18 protein-coding genes and 1 riboswitch are annotated in these 17,453 nt (G+C 71.0%); of the genes, 6 read left to right on the forward strand and 12 right to left on the reverse strand.

Going from position 1 to position 17,453, the window contains the following annotated elements:
* Positions 1-255: hypothetical protein (locus AC08ON_RS03335; protein WP_476616424.1), on the forward strand; the 255-nt coding region annotated here is incomplete at its 5' end.
* A 942-nt stretch (positions 256-1,197) separates the two neighbouring features.
* Here the strand turns inward: AC08ON_RS03335 and AC08ON_RS03340 are convergent.
* From AC08ON_RS03340 to guaB, 3 genes are all read right to left on the reverse strand, one after another.
* Positions 1,198-2,415: a hypothetical protein gene (locus tag AC08ON_RS03340; RefSeq protein WP_476616425.1), complete on the reverse strand. Its 1,218-nt coding sequence runs from the start codon at positions 2,413-2,415 to the stop codon at positions 1,198-1,200.
* Between the two features lie 193 nt (positions 2,416-2,608).
* The gene (locus AC08ON_RS03345) at positions 2,609-3,739 is read right to left on the reverse strand and encodes a GuaB3 family IMP dehydrogenase-related protein (protein ID WP_476605973.1); all 1,131 of its coding nucleotides are present in this window, start codon (positions 3,737-3,739) and stop codon (positions 2,609-2,611) included.
* Between the two features lie 212 nt (positions 3,740-3,951).
* On the reverse strand, positions 3,952-5,553 hold the full coding sequence (gene guaB, locus AC08ON_RS03350; protein WP_476605972.1) for an IMP dehydrogenase: 1,602 nt from the start codon (positions 5,551-5,553) through the stop codon (positions 3,952-3,954).
* Between the two features lie 394 nt (positions 5,554-5,947).
* Here guaB and AC08ON_RS03355 point away from each other — a divergent pair, with 394 nt between their 5' ends.
* Positions 5,948-6,364 carry a DUF5319 domain-containing protein gene (locus tag AC08ON_RS03355; RefSeq protein ID WP_476605971.1) on the forward strand — a complete coding sequence of 139 codons (417 nt, stop codon included), beginning with the start codon at positions 5,948-5,950 and terminating at the stop codon, positions 6,362-6,364.
* Positions 6,365-6,806: 442 nt separating this feature from the next.
* Entirely contained in the window at positions 6,807-7,139 is a 333-nt protein-coding gene (locus tag AC08ON_RS03360) for a WhiB family transcriptional regulator (RefSeq protein WP_011435087.1), read from the forward strand.
* Between the two features lie 216 nt (positions 7,140-7,355).
* On the opposite strand, the gene groL is transcribed toward AC08ON_RS03360, so the two are convergent.
* Both groL and groES read right to left on the reverse strand, forming a co-directional pair.
* Complete coding sequence (gene groL / locus AC08ON_RS03365) at positions 7,356-8,996, reverse strand: chaperonin GroEL (protein WP_476605970.1); 1,641 nt, start codon at positions 8,994-8,996, stop codon at positions 7,356-7,358.
* A gap of 124 nt (positions 8,997-9,120) precedes the next feature.
* Positions 9,121-9,426 (reverse strand): co-chaperone GroES, encoded by a 306-nt coding sequence (gene groES, locus AC08ON_RS03370; RefSeq protein WP_011435085.1) that lies wholly within the window; start codon positions 9,424-9,426, stop codon positions 9,121-9,123.
* A gap of 294 nt (positions 9,427-9,720) precedes the next feature.
* Between groES and AC08ON_RS03375 the strand changes: the two genes are divergently transcribed.
* A complete protein-coding gene (locus AC08ON_RS03375; RefSeq protein ID WP_476605969.1) occupies positions 9,721-10,023 on the forward strand; it encodes a hypothetical protein in 303 nt (100 codons plus the stop codon).
* A 136-nt stretch (positions 10,024-10,159) separates the two neighbouring features.
* Here AC08ON_RS03375 and AC08ON_RS03380 read toward each other — a convergent pair whose 3' ends face one another.
* The gene (locus tag AC08ON_RS03380; protein WP_476616426.1) at positions 10,160-10,780 is read right to left on the reverse strand and encodes a MarR family winged helix-turn-helix transcriptional regulator; all 621 of its coding nucleotides are present in this window, start codon (positions 10,778-10,780) and stop codon (positions 10,160-10,162) included.
* Positions 10,781-10,910: 130 nt separating this feature from the next.
* On the opposite strand from AC08ON_RS03380, the gene AC08ON_RS03385 reads away from it, so the two are divergent.
* Complete coding sequence (locus tag AC08ON_RS03385; protein WP_476605967.1) at positions 10,911-11,546, forward strand: FMN-dependent NADH-azoreductase; 636 nt, start codon at positions 10,911-10,913, stop codon at positions 11,544-11,546.
* Positions 11,547-11,667: 121 nt separating this feature from the next.
* Here the strand turns inward: AC08ON_RS03385 and rimI are convergent, their stop codons facing one another.
* The 5 genes from rimI to AC08ON_RS03410 all read right to left on the reverse strand — a co-directional run bounded on the left by rimI (position 11,668) and on the right by AC08ON_RS03410 (position 16,260).
* Positions 11,668-12,255, reverse strand: coding sequence for a ribosomal protein S18-alanine N-acetyltransferase (gene rimI / locus AC08ON_RS03390; RefSeq protein WP_476616427.1), 588 nt, complete (start codon positions 12,253-12,255; stop codon positions 11,668-11,670).
* Complete coding sequence (tsaB, locus tag AC08ON_RS03395) at positions 12,252-13,016, reverse strand: tRNA (adenosine(37)-N6)-threonylcarbamoyltransferase complex dimerization subunit type 1 TsaB (RefSeq protein ID WP_476605965.1); 765 nt, start codon at positions 13,014-13,016, stop codon at positions 12,252-12,254. The genes rimI and tsaB overlap by 4 nt, the downstream gene beginning before the upstream one ends.
* A gap of 112 nt (positions 13,017-13,128) precedes the next feature.
* Entirely contained in the window at positions 13,129-13,602 is a 474-nt protein-coding gene (gene tsaE, locus AC08ON_RS03400; RefSeq protein WP_476605964.1) for a tRNA (adenosine(37)-N6)-threonylcarbamoyltransferase complex ATPase subunit type 1 TsaE, read from the reverse strand.
* Positions 13,599-14,837 carry an alpha/beta fold hydrolase gene (locus AC08ON_RS03405; protein ID WP_476616428.1) on the reverse strand — a complete coding sequence of 413 codons (1,239 nt, stop codon included), beginning with the start codon at positions 14,835-14,837 and terminating at the stop codon, positions 13,599-13,601. The genes tsaE and AC08ON_RS03405 overlap by 4 nt, the downstream gene beginning before the upstream one ends.
* Before the next feature lie 160 nt (positions 14,838-14,997).
* Positions 14,998-16,260 (reverse strand): serine hydroxymethyltransferase, encoded by a 1,263-nt coding sequence (locus AC08ON_RS03410; protein WP_476605981.1) that lies wholly within the window; start codon positions 16,258-16,260, stop codon positions 14,998-15,000.
* Between the two features lie 27 nt (positions 16,261-16,287).
* A riboswitch (ZMP/ZTP riboswitch) is annotated at positions 16,288-16,374 on the reverse strand.
* A 278-nt stretch (positions 16,375-16,652) separates the two neighbouring features.
* Between AC08ON_RS03410 and AC08ON_RS03415 the strand changes: the two genes are divergently transcribed.
* The gene (locus tag AC08ON_RS03415; protein ID WP_011435076.1) at positions 16,653-16,976 is read left to right on the forward strand and encodes a hypothetical protein; all 324 of its coding nucleotides are present in this window, start codon (positions 16,653-16,655) and stop codon (positions 16,974-16,976) included.
* A 47-nt stretch (positions 16,977-17,023) separates the two neighbouring features.
* On the opposite strand, the gene AC08ON_RS03420 is transcribed toward AC08ON_RS03415, so the two are convergent.
* Positions 17,024-17,453, reverse strand: a 430-nt coding sequence (locus tag AC08ON_RS03420; RefSeq protein WP_476616429.1) for an alanine racemase, incomplete at its 5' end; no start/stop codon positions are given.

A 17,453-nucleotide genomic window follows, 5' to 3' on the forward strand; every position in this document is an offset into this window, starting at 1 on the left:
AAGGCCGGGCCGGTGACCCGGCTCGGGGTGCCCGGCTGGCCCGGAACTCCCCTGAGGTCCGCCGGCGGCGTCGGAACGGCCCGGGACGGCAGCGCAGGAACCGGTCGGGCGGAGATCGGAAACCCACCGGTGAACGGGTCCGCGGAAGCCCCACCCCCCGGTCTCGTCCCGGAGGTGGTTCCCGCCGCCTCGCCGGCCCGTGGGGAACGGCCCATGTGCACCAGTCCCGACGGCGGACCGGTCGGGACCGGGTAGGCCTCCTGACCGGGTCCGCCCACCTGCAGGTCGGACGGCGTCGTAGCCGTCCTGGACACCGCGGACGGTGGCGGGAAGGCCGAGGGGAGGTAGGACGTCGGCCGGGACGCAGCCGGCGGCGGACCGGCGGAAACCCAAGGACCCCTGGGAACAGGAGGAGCAGGAGAAGCCACCGGAGCGGCGGATGACCCCGCCGGGGTGGACGGGCCCGCGGGAGCGGGGGGGGTCACCGAGATGCCCGGCGGGCGTCCACCGGCGGGTCCCGGCGCCGGACCGTCCCAGGTGGTGGTCACGTCGAAGGGATCGGCGGGACGCGCACCGCCGCCTGCCGGCGGCATGGCTGGTCGCGGTCCCGGCGCAGGCTCACGCCGGGACCAGGGGTTTGGATCCCAGGATGTGGGCGCGGGCTCACGGGAGACAGGACGGGCTGCCTGCTCGCCCACCCGCTCCACCGCGAAGAAATCGTCGTCACGACGGGAAGCAGCCGGGCGCCCCGTGGCACCGTTGCGGTCGGTGTCATAGTTCGTCACAGAACTATCACCCGCCTCCGGGTGCGGGCGCCGGGCGTCGGCGACGTTATCCCAGCTTCAGGCATCATGGCCGCTGAACCGCTGTATTTGATCATAGGGCGGCATCTCCTGCCCCCCTGGTCAGCACGATGCGGGCAGTCATCGTGTGGACGTGCGTCGGGTAAATGTGTGATCTGGTCACGCCGCCGGGTCCCCCGCCCAGCCGGACGAATGCACGTGGAGCAGCCTCGCTCCGGGAGGGGCGGTCTCGGGATGTGTCCCAGAGAATCGCACCGCCATGACCGCCCACCGATGCGCGAAGGACGTCCTATCACATCACCGACGAAAAAGCAATAGCACTCTCGTCCGTCGTCCCGTAGCTCATCCAGGCATCTGACAATAGTTCTATCAGTCCACTGTACACTGGTATTCGTCATCGCTTGTCACGGCAGGCGGCATAGATCTCCCGCACGATGCGCTGCGACGACTCGGACTGGACGTTGTCACTGAACCGCTGGTACTCCTCCTGGGTGTAGCCGGCTTCCAACTTCTCCAGCGTGCAGGTGCAATAGCCTTCGTTACCGTTGCTGACGTCAAGGCACGAGCTGAGATATGCCTGACGGACCTCCGGGGAGTAACGGCCCTTCTCCGCCGCGGCCGGGCCGGTCGCGGTCCCGGAGTCCGATCCACCGCCGCCGAGGGCGAGGAATCCGATGACGCCGAGCCCGAGGCAGACGAGAACGACGGCGGCGCCGATCAGCAACGGCGGACGGTCGCGCACGCGCTGGACGAACGCGGTGACCCGTGCCGGCAGCCCGCCGGCCTCGTCGCGCCGAGCCGTCGCCCCGCGCCGAGCCGTCGATTCACGCCGAGCCGTCGCCCCGCGCCGGGAGATGGGCCCGGACGGTGCCCATCCACTGTCGTGCTCGTCGAACGACCCGGCGTACGGCCCCGGCTCGTCGTCCGGATCGTCGTCCCACCGCGATGTGCCGTCCGCCGCACCGCCGGCGGACGGGGCGTACGTCGCCGCCAGGCCCCCGACACGCCGGATCTCGCCGGTCGAGTCGCCGTCGCCCCAGGTCGTCTGCGCCGCGGCCGGCCCGGCGGAGGCAGCCACCGGATCGGCGGGATCCGCCGCACCCGCGCGGCGGGCCGGACCGGTCAGATCGCCCCACTCCGACGGCCCGTGCGGTGCAATGACGTCCGCAGCCGGTTCCCCCCACTGGCCGCGCTGGCCGGCGGGGCCGTAGGGTGCCAGCCCCCGCGCGTCCGGCTCTGACGGCGTGGCCACCACCCCGCCCATGGTGCGGGGTGGATCGGTGAGCGCCCCGCCCCAACTCGGCGGTGCCGGAGCCGCTTCCACGGCACCGGGTCCGGCACCGGGCCCGGCACCGGGCGACGAGCCGGCAGCACCGGGCGGCCCACCAAACGAACCGCCCTGCGTTCCTACCTCGGACCCGGCCCGACCGGACCCGGGCTTCCCGGCCGGACCGGCACCGAAGGCGGGCCCACCGGGATGGTTGCCGAAGCGCGCCGAGGCCGACGAACCAGCCGGCGGCGCTGCCGATGACGGCTGCCAGGTCTGGGCAGCCTCGTCCCAGACGTAGGCACCGTCGTCGCTGACCCAACGGCCGTGCTCGTCGAGGCGCATCTGTCGTCCTTCATGCCGGAGACGGACCGCTTCCAGGGTGCCATGTCGGGTAAGAGGCCGGATCGACCGGGTACCGCCGGTGGTGACACACCATGGGCACATCCGTCGAGCTCGCGCATCAGCGAGCGACACCTCACGCGACGGCTACCGCCTCGCGGGACGCCCGACGACCACGCATGACGTGCATCGTCGGTCACGGACCGGCGGTCACCATGATCTCCGCCTTCTGGAACTCCTTCAAAGTTGCGTATCCCGTCGTCGCCATTGCCGTACGCAGACCGCCGGCCAGGTTGAGGACACCTGTTCTGGTCGCCGTGCCCGGACCGGTCACGATCTGCGCGAGCGTCCCGGTCGGGGTCACCGGCGACCAGCGTCCCCGCGGCAGGTCGGAGTGCAGCACGTCCATCGGCCAGACCCCGCCCTGGCCCGGGGCCTCCCGTGCAGCCGCGAGCGCCGCGTCCACCATGACCGCGTCCGCGCCGCAGGCCACCGCCTTCGCGACGTCGCCGCCAGTCCGAAGATCACCATGCACGACGACGTGGACGTAGCGGCCGCCCGACTCGTCGAGATAACGCATGCGCGCACCGGCCGCATCCGCGATCGCGGTGGCGAGCGGCACGCCGACCCCGAGCTCGTCCCGGGTGCGGTCACCGAAGCCGGACCCGACGCCCACGATGACACCGGCCGCCCCGGTGCGCATGAGGTGCAGTGCGGTGGAGAACGACGCGCACCCGCCGACCAGCACCGGGATGTCCAGCTGGCCGATGAACCGTTTGAGGTTGAGCGGCTCGCTGCGGCGGGACTGATGCTCCGCCGAGACCGCCGTACCGTGGATGACGAGCAGATCGATCCCGGCGGCCAGCACGTGCGGGCACAGGGCCCTGACCTTCTGCGGACGCAGCGCCGCGGCCACGACCACCCCCGCGTCCCGAAGCTCGGTGAGACGCTGCGCGATCAGCCCCGGCTGGACCGGCGCGGAGTACAACGCGCGCAGCCGCTCGGTCGCCGCGTCCGGGCCCTGGGCGGCCCCGATCTTGCTGAGCTCGGCGATGTGGTTCTCCGGCTCCTCGTACCGGGTCCATAGCCCCTCGATGTGCAGAACACCGAGACCACCGAGCCGGCCGAGCGCGATCACCGACGCGGGTGAGGTCACCGCGTCGGCCGGAGCGGCCACCAGCGGCAGGTCGAACCGGTAGGCGTCGATCTCCCAGGCGAGCGAGACGTCCGCCGGGTCACGGGTCCGACGGGACGGAATGATGCCGACGGCGTCGAGACCATACGCGATCCGCGCGCTCTTGCCGATGCCGATCTCGACCTCTGCCACTGCTGGCGCCTCCTGATTGGGCCGGCGGGCTCGTGCCGACCGGAAAACTGACGTATCTGCTCCACGACTGACCGAACATCCCGGTGACCATCCGATCGGGTGGCCACCGGCTCGTCCCACCCTGCCGAGGTGACCGCGCCCGAGACACGACGGCCGTCACCGGCCTGGGGACGGCCCGGCGACGGCCTGGTCGGTCGCGCGACGCGACGGCGTCAGCGCGCGGAGTTGTAGTTCGGCGCCTCGACGGTCATCTGGATGTCGTGGGGGTGGCTCTCGATCAGCCCCGCCGAGGTAATACGGATCAGCTGCGCCTCGTCCTGCATCCGCCGGATGGTGGGCGAGCCGGTGTAGCCCATCGCCGCCCGCAGACCGCCGACCAGCTGATGGGCCACGGCCGCCAGCGGACCCCGGTAGGGCACCTGGCCCTCGACGCCCTCGGGAACCAGCTTGTCATCGGAGAGCACGTCGTCCTGGAAGTACCGATCCTTCGAGTACGACCGCGCGCCGCCGCGGCTACGCATGGCGCCGAGTGAGCCCATACCCCGGTAAGCCTTGTACTGCTTGCCGTTGATGAAGATCAACTCTCCCGGGCTCTCGTCGACACCGGCCAGCAGGCTGCCCAGCATGACCGTGTCGGCGCCGACGGCGATGGCCTTCGCGATGTCACCCGAGTACTGCAGGCCGCCGTCGCCGATCACCGGCACACCGTGCTCCCGGGCGATGCGCGATGCCTCGTAGATGGCCGTGACCTGGGGGACGCCGACGCCACTCACCACCCGGGTGGTACAGATCGAGCCGGGTCCGACCCCGACCTTGATGGCGTCCGCCCCGGCCGCGATCAGCGCCGCCGCGCCGGCCCCGGTCGCCACGTTGCCACCGATCACGTCGAGCGGCCGGCCGTCCACCCCGGTCGGCATGTCGGTCTTGATCCGGCGCACCACGTCGGGCACGGCTCGATGATGCCCGTGCGCGGTGTCCACGACGAGGAAGTCGACCCCGGCTGCGACGAGGACCTGGGCGCGCTTGTAGGCATCCTCCCCCACGCCGACGGCGGCGCCGACCATCAGCCGGCCGTCGGTGTCCTTGGTGGCGTGCGGGTACTGCTCCCGTTTGGTGAAGTCCTTGACGGTGATCAGACCGCGCAACCGGTCACGCTCGTCCACGATCGGCAGCTTCTCGACCTTGTGGCGGCGGAGCAGGGCGAGCGCGTCCTCCGGCGAGACGCCCACCGGTGCGGTGATCAGCGGCATCGGGGTCATGACGTCCTGCACTCGACGCGAGTAGTCCCGCTCGAAGCGGATGTCCCGGTTCGTCACGATGCCGACCAGCTGGCCGTCGGATTCCGTCACCGGGACACCCGAGATCCGGTACCGCGCCATGAGGACGTTCGCGTCCTCCAGGGTGGCGCCGGGCCCGCAGGTCACCGGCGCGGTGATCATCCCGGACTCGGAACGCTTCACCATGTCGACCTGCTGCGCCTGTTCGTCGATCGAGAGGTTGCGGTGCAACACCCCGACACCGCCCTGGCGCGCCATCGCGATGGCCATGCGGGCCTCGGTCACCGTGTCCATGGCCGACGACACCAATGGCACGGCGAGACCGATGTTCCGCGACAGGCGGGTCGTCGTGTCCGCCTCCGCCGGTACCAGATCGGAGGCAGCCGGAAGCAGCAGCACGTCGTCGAAGGTCAGCCCGAGCATCGCCAGCTTCGGCGGTACCGCGGCGGCCTCGGCTCCCAGCAGGTCGGGACGCGCGCCGACGTGGGTGCCCACCCCGGCCGGCAACGTGAAATCGGTGGCGAGGGGACCGTTCATGGCACCTTCCATTCCGCGTTGACCGAGGCCGCGGACCCAGAGCGACGCCGCGGCACGAGCCCGCCCGCCGTCTTGGAGTGACGGGCCACGCGCAACGGCGGAAAATTCTACCTACTACCAGAACCGGGTTACCAGAACTGGGCTACCAGAATCGGGCACCGAGCGGCGGCACGGACTCCATCGTAGAGGTCACCGGCACCTGTCGGCGGTTCCGGCGTGACCGACATCGCCATGGATGACATCTTCCTATACCACAGCACCGTCCAACCTGCCTGATCCGGACCCGCGCGCCCGGCAGAACAGCGGACCGACCACGACGGACCATGTCCAGAGGGCCGCACATCGGTGCCGAGACTCCGGATCGGGACCACTAAGCAGTCCGGGCAAGCGTAGCGTGGTCGTCGTGAGCGACGAGCCTGTCGACCCCTTCGCGGGCGACCCCGAGGATCCGGCTGTCGAGCTCGCGCGCCTCGACTCCGTTGACGACCTCGACCTGCTCGAACCGCTGTCCTTGCACGAGCGGGAGGAAGTCCTCGCCGAGCTGGGGGACCTCGACGTCTTCCGCACGCTGCTCGAGCCGCGCGGCTACCGCGGCCTTGTCGTCGACTGCGAGGGCTGCGCCGAGCCCCACTTCTTCGACTGGGACCTGCTGGTCGGCAACCTGCGCAACCTTCTCAACGAGGGGCGGACGAGAGTCCACGAGCCGGCGTTCGCGCCGGACCCGTCGTGCTACGTCAGCTGGGAGTACGCCCGCGGCTTCGCCGACGGGATCTACGAGGCGTCCGCCGCCTCGGAGGCGGACTCGCGCTGAGGCGGCCCCGCGTCGCCGCCTGGCCGGACACCCGGCCGGGTAGATCCCGCGTGCCGGGGATGACCTCGGCCGGGGTGGATGCCGCGCGCCGGCAGAGCGCGGCCGGCGGTGGCCACGCTAATTCCCGCTCAGGCCGTGTGACCAGCCGACCACCGGGGTAGGCGTTCGACCGTCAACAGAAGTTCCGCCGGACCTGCGGATCCGGCGCGGTCGGTCGGCCATGACGGAACACGGCGCCGGCCGGGAGTCCCGCGGCCGACTCGGACCCTGATCCGCCTGAGATCCCTGGACATCCAGGGACTTCCCGACCGTGTAGCGGCCGGGCGGAACGACCCGTGACGCAGGCTCACCCGGGTGAAATTTCAAGATCATCCAGAGGGTGGCCCAGTACTACGGTGAAGCGGCGGCGCTTGCCGCTCAGGTCGAAAGGGGGCTCAGACCGATGACCGACGTCCGACGACTTCCAGGCCCCGGCGCGGAAAAGTGGGAATGGCAGCTGCACGGGGCGTGCCGTGGTGAGAGCACGGAGCTCTTCTTCCACCCGGAGGGCGAACGGGGGCCGGCCAGAGCCGCCCGTGAGGCCGCGGCCAAGGCAGTCTGCGCCCGCTGCCCGGTCATCCGCGACTGCGGTGAGTACGCGCTGACCGCCCGGGAGCCCTATGGCGTATGGGGCGGGCTGAGCGAGTCCGAACGGGATGCGATCCTCACCGGCCGCTCCCGGCGGGGGGCCGCGAGACGTACCCCGGCCCGCCCCGGACTCGCACCGGCCTGCTGAAGGAGGGCCGCCGGGTGCCGATAGGCGGACGGGTCGGGATATCCGGTCCTGGTCTCCTGGATCACCCACGACGGGTGAGTGACCCGGCAGCGACCCAACGCGCCGACGGCCCAACGCGCCGGAGCCCGGTCGATCCTCGAGGACCGACCGGGCTCCGGACGTACCGGGGCCCGGGGACCGGGCCGCACCCGGCGGGGCCCCACGACGCCAATCCGGTCAGAAACCCGGACCCTGCGGGTGGCTGTGCCCGTGGCCGTGGCCGTGGCCGTCCTGGGGAGCGGGCTCCGCCGGCTTCTCGACGACCAGGCCCTCGGTGGTGATGAGCAGAGCCGCGATCGAGGCGGCGTTCGCCACCGCCGACCGGGTGACCTTGACCGGGTCGATGACGCCGGCCGCGATCAGATCGGTGTACTCGCCGGTGGCCGCGTTGTACCCACGACCCGGCTCGAGCTCCTTGACCTTGGAGACGATGACCGCGCCCTCCAGGCCAGCGTTGCGCGCGATCCACGACAGCGGGGCGTCGAGCGCGCAGCGCACGATCCGCACCCCGGCGAGCTCGTCCCCGGTGCGACCGAGCCCGTCATCGAGCACGGACGCCACGTGGGTGAGCGCGGAACCGCCGCCGGCGATGATGCCCTCCTCGATGGCCGCGCGGGTAGCCGACACGGCGTCTTCGAGGCGGTGCTTCTTCTCCTTGAGCTCCACCTCGGTGGCGGCGCCGACGCGGATGACCGCGACCCCACCGGAGAGCTTGGCCAACCGCTCCTGCAGCTTCTCGCGGTCCCAGTCGGAGTCGCTGACCTCGATCTCCTGCTTGAGCTGACGCACCCGATCGGCGATCGAGGAGGCCTCGCCAACCCCGTCAACGATGGTGGTGTTGTCCTTGTCCACCACGACCCGCCGGGCCCGGCCCAGGTCGGCCAACGTCACCGCGTCGAGGGAGAGACCGACCTCCGAGGCCACCACCTGGCCGCCGGTGAGCACGGCGATGTCCTGCAGCAGTGCCTTGCGGCGGTCCCCGAACCCGGGAGCCTTGACCGCGACGACCTGGAAGGTCTTGCGGATCGAGTTCACCACCAGGGTGGACAGGGCCTCGCCCTCGACCTCCTCGGCGATGATCAGTAGCGGCTTGCGCTCCTGGACGACCTGCTCCAGCACGGGCAGGATCTCGTTCAGCGCCGAGATCTTGCCCGGGTAGAGCAGGACGTAGGCGTCCTCGAGCACGGCCTCCTGGGCCTCGGCGTCCGTGACGAAGTACGGCGAGATGTAGCCCTTGTCGAACTGCATGCCCTCGGTCAGTTCAAGGTCCAGCCCGAGGGTCTGGCTCTCCTCGACCGTGATGACGCCGTCCTTGCCGATCTTGTCGATCGCCTCGGCGATCAGTTCCCCGACCTGCGGGTCCTGAGCGGAGATGGCGGCGACCTGGGCGATGGTCTCCTTCGAGTTGACCTCGATGGCCTGCTTCAGCAGTGCCGCGGAGACGGCCTCGACGGCGGCCTCGATGCCCAGCTTCAGCGTCAGTGGGGCGGCCCCCGCGGTCACCTGCTTGAGACCGAAGCGCACCATCTCCTGGGCTAGCACGGTCGCCGTCGTGGTGCCGTCGCCAGCCACGTCGTTGGTCTTGGTGGCGACTTCCTTCGCGAGCTGGGCGCCCAGGTTCTCGTAGGGGTCCTCCAGCTCGATCTCGCGCGCGATCGTCACCCCGTCATTGGTGATCGTCGCGGCGCCGTAGTGCTTGTCGATGACGACGTTGCGACCACGCGGGCCGATCGTCACCTTGACCGCGTTGGCCAGGGCGTTCACCCCGTGCTCGAGCGCGCGGCGGGCGTCCTCGTTGAACGTCAGAATCTTCGGCATACCTGGTTGTCCTCCCGACACCGAACACCGGTGAAAAACAGCAGGAGCGCGCCCCGCCGGCGAGCCCGGCGGAAACCGGGCGGCCGCCAGCGGGACGCACCCCTTGGTGCTACCGGCGAGCGACCTACTTCTCGATGATCGCGAGGACGTCGCGAGCGGAGAGCACAAGGTACTCCTCGCCCGAGTACTTGACCTCGGTGCCGCCGTACTTGCTGTAAAGCACCACGTCGCCGACCTTGACGTCGAGCGGGACGCGCTTGCCGTCCTCGAACCGACCCGGGCCGACCGCGAGAACGATGCCCTCCTGGGGCTTCTCCTTCGCCGTGTCCGGAATCACGATCCCGGACGCGGTGGTCTGCTCCGCATCGGAGGGCTGCACGACGATGCGGTCCTCGAGCGGCTTGATAGCAACCTTGGTGGCGGTCGTCACGATCGACCTCCCCCTTCCTGCGCTGGATGAGAGAGCGACCCTGGCGGCCTGCCGTCGCGGGTGAACAGGCGCCTGTTGTCGCTGGCACTCTCACGTGCCGAGTGCCAACTTAGCACCCGCGCCGCAGACGTCAACCAAGACGGTCGGATCTGTCAAGACGGCGGGAATTCGGGTCGTCCCGAGCGGGCTTGGCCAAGGCCCGGCTCTCCTTCGCGACGGCCCGTTCCCGCCGGTCGGCGCCCGGCGCCAGGAGGCCCCATGAGCACATGAGCACCCTGGGACATGGGAAGCACCATGAGGACATGGGGGCACCATGAGGACATGATCTGGATGTGGGAGGCCAAGGCGGCGCCCGGCCGGGCGAGCGGCCTGCGGGACTGGGCGATCGATGCGCTCGCGGGGCGGGACGGCGAGGTCTACGTCAGCAGCCAACGGGGCGAGGATCTCGTCGTCATCATGCTGCGGACGCCGCCCGATGCGGGCATGTCCGCACAGACCACCGGGGACACCCGCTGTCCGCTGCCGAAGCCACCGGCCGAGCTGGCGAACGGCGATCCGCATACCTGGCAGTTCGAGCAGGTACACCCGCCGCACTGATCGGCCGGGCCCGGCACTGCCGCGTCCGGGCCGTGTCCGGCACTGCCGCGTCCGGGCCGGGTCCGGCACCCGGCCAGGGCCGGACCACCCAGAGGCCGAACCACCCATCGGAAAGGGACCGCCAAGCGGAACAGGACTACCCGTCGGACGGGGCCGACTGACCGGGGCACGTCCCGTCCGGTGCGCACGCCATCCCAATGTCCCGCGCGTCGATCTCCCGCCTGGCGGCGTCGCAGGCGGCCGCTCCGTGCGTGGGGTCCACAGCAAGCATGTGGGCAGCGACACGCCGCAACAGATCGATGAAGGTCACCCGTTCCGCCGGAGTCAGCGGGGAGAGCACGTGCTGATCGACGAGAAGCCGATCCTCCTGGCTGGCCCGGTACAACTGGACCCCGTGCTCGGTCGCGATGATGATCCGGGCCCGCCGGTCCGCGGGATCGGGGTGCCGCTCAACCAGGCCGGCCCGCTCCAGATCATCGACCAGGCGGACCATCACCGTCCGGTCGATGCCGAACCGACGGGCCACCTCGATCTGGTTGCGCGCCTCACCCTCGACCGCGGCACCGAGAACGTGCAGCCCACGCAGCCCGCCGGGCACCCGGCCGACGGCGGCGGCCGAAGCGGCCGCATAGCCGTACCGCACCTGCCCCAATAGCCAGCCGAGGTCCTTCCCCGGGCCGTCGGGGAGGCTCTCCGGCCCCGGGGGAAGCCCGGCGGCCACCGCCGCGTCGCTCACCCTCACAAGGTACAGGCCCACAGAGGAATAATCTACCGCGATATAAGTGCTTAAGTAGACAATCTACTGTTAAGATGTTCCATGAATCCAATCTTCCCGTCAAAGAAGATCGATCATATTGATGATCGAATAATGATGGAGGGTTCCCCCGATGCCGCACCTGCTGCACGTCGACTCGAGCCTCGCCACCGAGAGCTCGACGTCCCGATCGATCGCCACCATCTTCGCCGAGGCCTGGCGCGAGGCGCACCCAGACGGGATCATCACCTATCGTGATCTGTCTGTCACCCCTCCTCCGCACCTGGACTGGGCGACCGTGTCGGCGAGGTTCACCCCGCCCGAGCAGCTCTCGGCGGAGCAGGCCGAGGCGGTCAAGAAAGGAGAGGAGCTGATCGCCGAGGTGGAGGCGGCAGACGAGTACCTGCTGTCGGTACCGATGTACAACTACGCGGTGCCGTCGACGTTCAAGGCGTGGATCGACCAGATCATCGTCATGGGACGCACGGTGCGGCAGGCTCCGGACGACAGCGCCCTCACCGGCAAGAAGGTGACGGTGGTCACCGCCCAGGGCGGGTCCTACGGGCCAGGCACACCCAAGGAAGGCTGGGATCACCAGCAGCCCTACGTGGCACACATCCTGGCGGCACTCGGCGCCACGGACATCGAGTTCATCCGCGTCGAGATGACGCTCGCCCCGGTGAATCCGGCGCTGGCCGAGTTCATCGACCTGTTCCAGCACTCCAAGGCGGAGGCGGCGGCCGCGGCTCGGCTACGCGCCTCCGTCTGAGCCGTCCGCCCCACCCGTCGCGCGCCCGGCCGTCCGTAGACAGGCCGGGACGCCGGCGGGATACGAGGAGAGGACGGCTGGCCGGGCTGTACCGCCTGGTGGCGGTGGGGTCAGGCGGGTGTCAGGGCTCGACCCGAGAGGTGATGAGCAACGTCGCCTCGGCGCGGTCGAGCAGCTCCGCGTAACCAACGGTGTCGATCTTCCGGACCCGCATCACGTAGGCATCTCCACCGGAAGGCTGGTAGTAACCGCGGCGCAGCCCAATGTCGACAAAGCCAAGCCGGCTGTAGAGGGCACGGGCCGCCTGGTTGTCGGTGCGGACCTCCAGCCCACAGTTGCGGGCACCCGCCCGCCGGGCGTCGCGCAGCAGGGCGATCATCAGACGGGCGCCCACCCCCCGCCCGCGCATCCGGGGCACGACGCCGATCGTCTGGATGTAGGCGCCGTCCTCGGCGAGCGCCAGCCCCGCATAACCGACGATCGCGGACGTGTCGTGCGTCGGGACGCCCTGTGGACGCCACAGCGCCGTCAGGTACCGCCGCTGCTCGCCCTGCGCGAGTTCGGACCAGAACAGCTCGGCCGTCCACGGATCGATGTCGAATACCGTCTGCTCCAGCTCCGCGACCATCGCCACGTGCCACCAGCGCATCGGAACCAGGAGCAGATCCGGCCCATCCGGACCGGCGGGGTGTGGTCGCGGCTGCGTCAAACCGTGACCGGCTTCGGTGTGTGCGGTTCGGTCGCGTCCGGCCGCCGCAGGTAGAGCGGGACGAGGGGCTGGGGAGCACGCCCGGCCAGCACGTCGGCCCCGGCGAGACCGACGAGCAGCTCTGGCCGGGGATAGCCGTCGTCCGGCTGACCTGCGCCGGGCGCGGGCACCTCCCCGGCGGTGGCATCGGCCGTGGTACCGGCGAGTTCGGCGAAGATCTCCGGGTAGAGCACCGTTCCCGGGCCGACGACGCGGTCGACACCGAGACCGCGCAGGAACCGGACGACGTCGGCCGGACGGCCAACGGCCGGATCGCCGACCCGCACCCCGTCGCGGTAACAGGCCCAGAAGACCTCGCGCCGACGGGCATCCGTCACGACGGCGACGGAGCCGCCGGTGGCGGCACCGATGGCATCCAGCGAGCACACCCCGTGCACCGGCACGCCTAGTGCGTCGGCGAAGGCGGCGACGGTCACCATCCCGACCCGCAAACTGGTGAACGGCCCGGGACCGGCGCCCACGACCACGGCGTCGAGATCGGTAGGGCGGGCACCCCCCTCAGCGAGCACCGCGCGCATCGACGGCGCCAGCAGCTCCCCGTGGCGACGGGCGTCGACGGTGACCATGACCGCTCGCGGCCACACGTGCACCCCGGGCGCGGCGCGCTCACCACCCGTCCCACTCACCGGCCGCGCGGGGTCGGACGACGTCAGCTCGGCGAGCGCAACCAAGCACGCTGCCGTGGATGTGTCAAGAGCCATCACCAGCACTCGTCCAGACTACGGATCGCCTCGCCGACCACGGCGGGCACCCACCCCACCACCATGGGGCCACCGATGTCACGCCGCGCGCGGCTGGTCGATGCGGGGAGTCTCAACTCACCGGCGCACGTGCGCGCAGCCGTTCGATCCAGCTGGCCCCGGACGGGACGAGGCGGACTATCCGAGTCTCCCCGACCTCGTCGGCACGTGGCCGGGAGATCACGATCTCCAAATGATCCGGCGTGAGACGTTCCGCGAGACCGGCACCCCACTCGACCACGGTGACCGAGGTGTCGACGTCGGCGTCGAGGTCGAGATCGTCGATCTCGGCGACTCCACCGAGCCGGTAGGCGTCCACGTGCACGAGGGGAATCCGCCCGTCCGGGTAGATCCGGGCAAGCACGAACGTCGGCGAGGTGACCGTTTCCCGCACGCCCAGCCCGGCCGCGATCCCCTGGGCCAGAACCGTCTTGCCCGCGCCGAGCGGGCCGGAGAGCACGAGCAGGTCCCCGGGTCGCAGCAGGGTAGCCAACCAGGCCCCGAACTCCCGCATGCGCTCCGCCGTGGATACCTCGACCGTGTTCATACGCCTTCCGTCGTCGCCTCGCTCCGGGGCCCGCGTGGGGAGACGGAGAATGCCTCGGACCGTGCCGACCGACCGGTCCGTCCCGACCGACCTGTCTGTGCCGACCGACCTGTCTGTGCCGACCGACCTGTCTGTGCCGACCCCGACCGCGGGCGCGGCATGGCACGTGGCGCCGTCGCCTGCCGTGCAATCTCCCGGATGGCGGCGTTCACCACGTCCGGGCGTTCCAACATGATGGCGTGCCCGGCGCCCTCCTCGACGATGAGCTCCGCCCGGGGCAACGCCTCCGCCAGGGTACGGCTGTGGGCGAGCGGGGTCATCAGGTCAGCGTCCCCGACGATGAGCACGGTCGGGATCTCCGCCAGTCGCTCGGCCGCCGCGAGCCGATCGTGGTCGAGCAGGGTGGGCAGGAACGCCGCAATGACCGGGATCGGGGTGTCCGCGACCATGGTCTCCAGGAAGGAGACCACCGACGGCGGCAGTTCCGTCGATCCGAACCCGATGCGCCGCGTCAGCTCCCACGACAGGTCGCTGCCCCGCCGCCAGGCACGTTCGAGCAGGCTCGGCGCGTGCCGCATACCGACCGCGAAACCCGGCAGAACGCGGCGGACCACCCCGGTCACCGACGCCGGCAGCCCGAAGGTCAGCCGGGCCAGCTCACCGGCGCTGGTGGCAAGCAGGGCCACCCCGACGATGCGGTCATCGAACAGTTCCGGGTGGGTGTCGGCCAGGCCCAGCACCGTCATGCCGCCCATCGAATGGCCCACCAGGATAATCGGCCCCCGGGGGACCCGCTCGGTGATCACCCGGAAGAGGTCGTCGGCGAGTGCGTCGATGGTGCAGTTCTTGGCCTCGGACGGCCCGGAACGCCCATGCGCCCGCTGATCGTAGAAGACCATCCGGCCGAGGTCCGTCAGCGCCCGCTGCTGCAGGATCCAGGAATCGGCCGTGACGCAGAACCCGTGGACGAACACCAGCGTCACCGGGGCGTCCGACGGGCCGGTCTCCTCGATATACAGCGGAACACCGTCCCCCGCGATCACGGTGGTGACCCAGCCCCCGATCGGCCCCATCCGCGCGTCGGACGCGAGATCAGCCGTCTCACGCCGACGGCGGATCATCCGCCGCTCGGCGACCAGGCCCGCCGCAACGGCGGCGGCGGCACCAACCACCCCGAGCGATCCCGTGGCCCGAGCCGTGCGGGAACCCGCGATCGCACCCACGGTCTTCGCCATCGGCGCCACCTCTCCTCGGTGCCTCTTCTGCACCGATGATGCACCCGGCCACGCCGGCCGACGGGCCCCCCGGCCGGGACGTGGGGGGCGTCGGCCGGGACCTGGGGACGTCGGATGCGCGGCCGGGGAAGCTCACCGGGCCTGTGCGCGGATCCCGTGCTCAGGCGAAGCCCGGCATCGGGAAGGCTGCGGTCAGCTCGGTGACCTGCTCCCGGACCCGGGTAATGGTCGCGGTGTCGCCGACCACGGCGGCCTTGACGACATCGTCGATCCAGCCGGCGAGCACCGGCATGTGACCGACCCCCAGACCACGGGTGGTGATGGCGGCGGTTCCCAGCCGGATACCGGACGGGTCGAAGGGCCTGCGCTGGTCGAAGGGCACCGCGTTGTAGTTCAGCTCGATCCCGGCCTGGTCGAGCGCCCGGGCCGCGGGCTTGCCACCGATGTCCCTGCCGGTCAGGTCGATCAGGATCAGATGGTTGTCGGTACCGCCGGTGACCAGATCGAAGCCCCGCTCCACCAGGGCCTCGGCCAGCGCGCGGGCGTTCGCCACGACCGCGTGCGCGTAGTCGCGGAACGCGGGTGCCGCCGCCTCGCGCAGTGCGACGGCGATCGCCGCGGTGGTGTGGTTGTGCGGCCCGCCCTGCAGGCCCGGGAACACCGCCTTGTCGATCGCGGTGGCATGCTCGGCGTCGGAGAGGAGCATCGCCCCGCGCGGGCCGCGCAACGTCTTGTGCGTGGTGGTGGAGATCACCGGGGCGTGCCCCACCGGCGAGGGGTGTGCCCCACCCGCGATCAGCCCGGCGATGTGCGCGATGTCCGCGACGAGCACCGCCCCGACCTCCCGCGCGATCGCGGCGAACCCCGGGAAGTCGATCGTCCGAGGGATCGCCGTACCGCCGCAGAAAATAATCCTGGGACGCTCGGCCAGGGCGAGGTCGCGCACCTCGTCCAGGTCGATGCGGCCGGTGTCGGCGCGCACGCCGTACCGGACACTGCGGAACCACGTGCCGGTCGCGGAGACACTCCAGCCGTGGGTCAGATGGCCGCCCATCGGCAGCGACAGGCCCATCACGGTGTCCCCCGGCTCGGCGAAGGCCAGATAGACGGCGAGGTTCGCCGGGGAACCCGAGTACGGCTGGACGTTGGCGTGCTCGACCCCGAACAGCGCCTTGGCACGGTCGACCGCAAGCGTCTCGATCGGATCGATGACCTGCTGGCCCTCGTAGTAACGCCGACCGACGTAGCCCTCGGAGTACTTGTTGGTCAGCACGGAGCCGGACGCCTCCAGCACCGCGGTAGAGACGTAGTTCTCCGACGCGATCAGCCTGACCGACGAGAACTGGCGCGTGGCTTCGGCCTCGACGAGACCAGCGAGTTCGGGATCGGCGACGGCGAGGTGGGGAATCGGTGGTTGATGCACCTTGACCTCCGGCAGGTCTGATCCGGCCGGGGGTGCCCAGGCGCGCGGCACCGTTCCGCTCGATCGCTCCCCGGTGGTCAGTTCCACCTCGATGCGCCAGTCACGACTCCGGGCCGAGTCTAGGGGATGAGCCCCGCCCCACGGCACCGGATCCACGCCGGTGCGACGCGTCGCGACGGCACCGGGCGTCGCGAAGACGACAAACGTCGTGAAGACGACAAGCCGGGCGCAGGCCACAGCACCGACGTCCACCGGACCGGGTGGGAGCGGGCCGACTACCGTGGAAGTGCCGCCCCGGCTGGATCGGCTGGATCGGCTGGGTCGAGAAGCCGGGAGCGGGCGGATCCAGTGGGATCAGATCGATCAGCGGGTGTGGACCGGAGGCGGAGATCGTGCGGCTGAGGTGGCACAGGAGCAAGGACATCCCGGCGAGCGCCGGCCGTCGTCTGACGGGCCCGGAGCGCGCCGCCGCACTGGGGGTGCCGGACGACACCGAGCCGGCCGAGGGCCCCGGCGCCGCGGCTCCGGCTCCGGTGCCGGCCGGGCCGGTGATGCTGACACTGACCACCCGCTCCCGCCTCGAGGAGGCCGAGCGCGAGGCCGCCGTCTCCCGTCCCGTGCGCCGGCGGATGGAGCGCGGCTCGCTCGGCGGCCACGTGTCGCCCACCGGCGGTCACGGTTCCGGCGGTGCCTGCGGCCCCGGCGGGTGCGGCTGAGCCCGCATCCCGCATCTTCGACTCGTCCGGCGCCGCCCGGCGGGCCGTCAGACGTAGCGGCGGGGGACCCGAGCCCCGACCCGGCTGACGATCTCGTAGTTGATGGTGCCCAGCGCCGCAGCCCAGTGGTCCGCGGTCGGTTCGCCGCGGTCACCGGGGCCGAAGAGCAACACCTCGTCGCCGGCCGCCACCTGGTCGTCACCCACGTCGAGGACGAACTGATCCATGCAGACCGTGCCGGCGATGCGTCGGCGCCGCCCGCCGAACAGCACCTCCGCGGTGTTCGTCGCGGACCTGGGGATGCCGTCGGCGTAGCCCAGCGGCACCACGGCGAGCGTCGTCTCGCGTGTTGTCGTGTACCGGTGCGCGTAGGAGACGCCGGTTCCCGCCGGTACCCGCTTGGTCAACGCGGCGTGCGTCGTCAGCGTCATCGCGGGGCGCAGGCCGAAGGCCGCCGGCGGCCCGACCTCCGGACCC

This window comes from Frankia sp. CoWAU3, assembly GCF_977971855.1.

Bases quoted from the DNA above. Each gene is read 5' to 3' on its own strand.
- tsaE (WP_476605964.1), bottom strand. From the start codon at position 13,602: ATGAACACGGTCGAGGTATCCACGGCGGAGCGCATGCGGGAGTTCGGG.
- AC08ON_RS03340 (WP_476616425.1), bottom strand. From the start codon at position 2,415: ATGCGCCTCGACGAGCACGGCCGTTGGGTCAGCGACGACGGTGCCTAC.
- AC08ON_RS03375 (WP_476605969.1), top strand. From the start codon at position 9,721: ATGAGGACATGGGGGCACCATGAGGACATGATCTGGATGTGGGAGGCC.
- AC08ON_RS03360 (WP_011435087.1), top strand. From the start codon at position 6,807: ATGACCGACGTCCGACGACTTCCAGGCCCCGGCGCGGAAAAGTGGGAA.
- tsaB (WP_476605965.1), bottom strand. From the start codon at position 13,016: ATGGCTCTTGACACATCCACGGCAGCGTGCTTGGTTGCGCTCGCCGAG.
- guaB (WP_476605972.1), bottom strand. From the start codon at position 5,553: ATGAACGGTCCCCTCGCCACCGATTTCACGTTGCCGGCCGGGGTGGGC.
- AC08ON_RS03405 (WP_476616428.1), bottom strand. From the start codon at position 14,837: ATGGCGAAGACCGTGGGTGCGATCGCGGGTTCCCGCACGGCTCGGGCC.
- AC08ON_RS03385 (WP_476605967.1), top strand. From the start codon at position 10,911: ATGCCGCACCTGCTGCACGTCGACTCGAGCCTCGCCACCGAGAGCTCG.
- groL (WP_476605970.1), bottom strand. From the start codon at position 8,996: ATGCCGAAGATTCTGACGTTCAACGAGGACGCCCGCCGCGCGCTCGAG.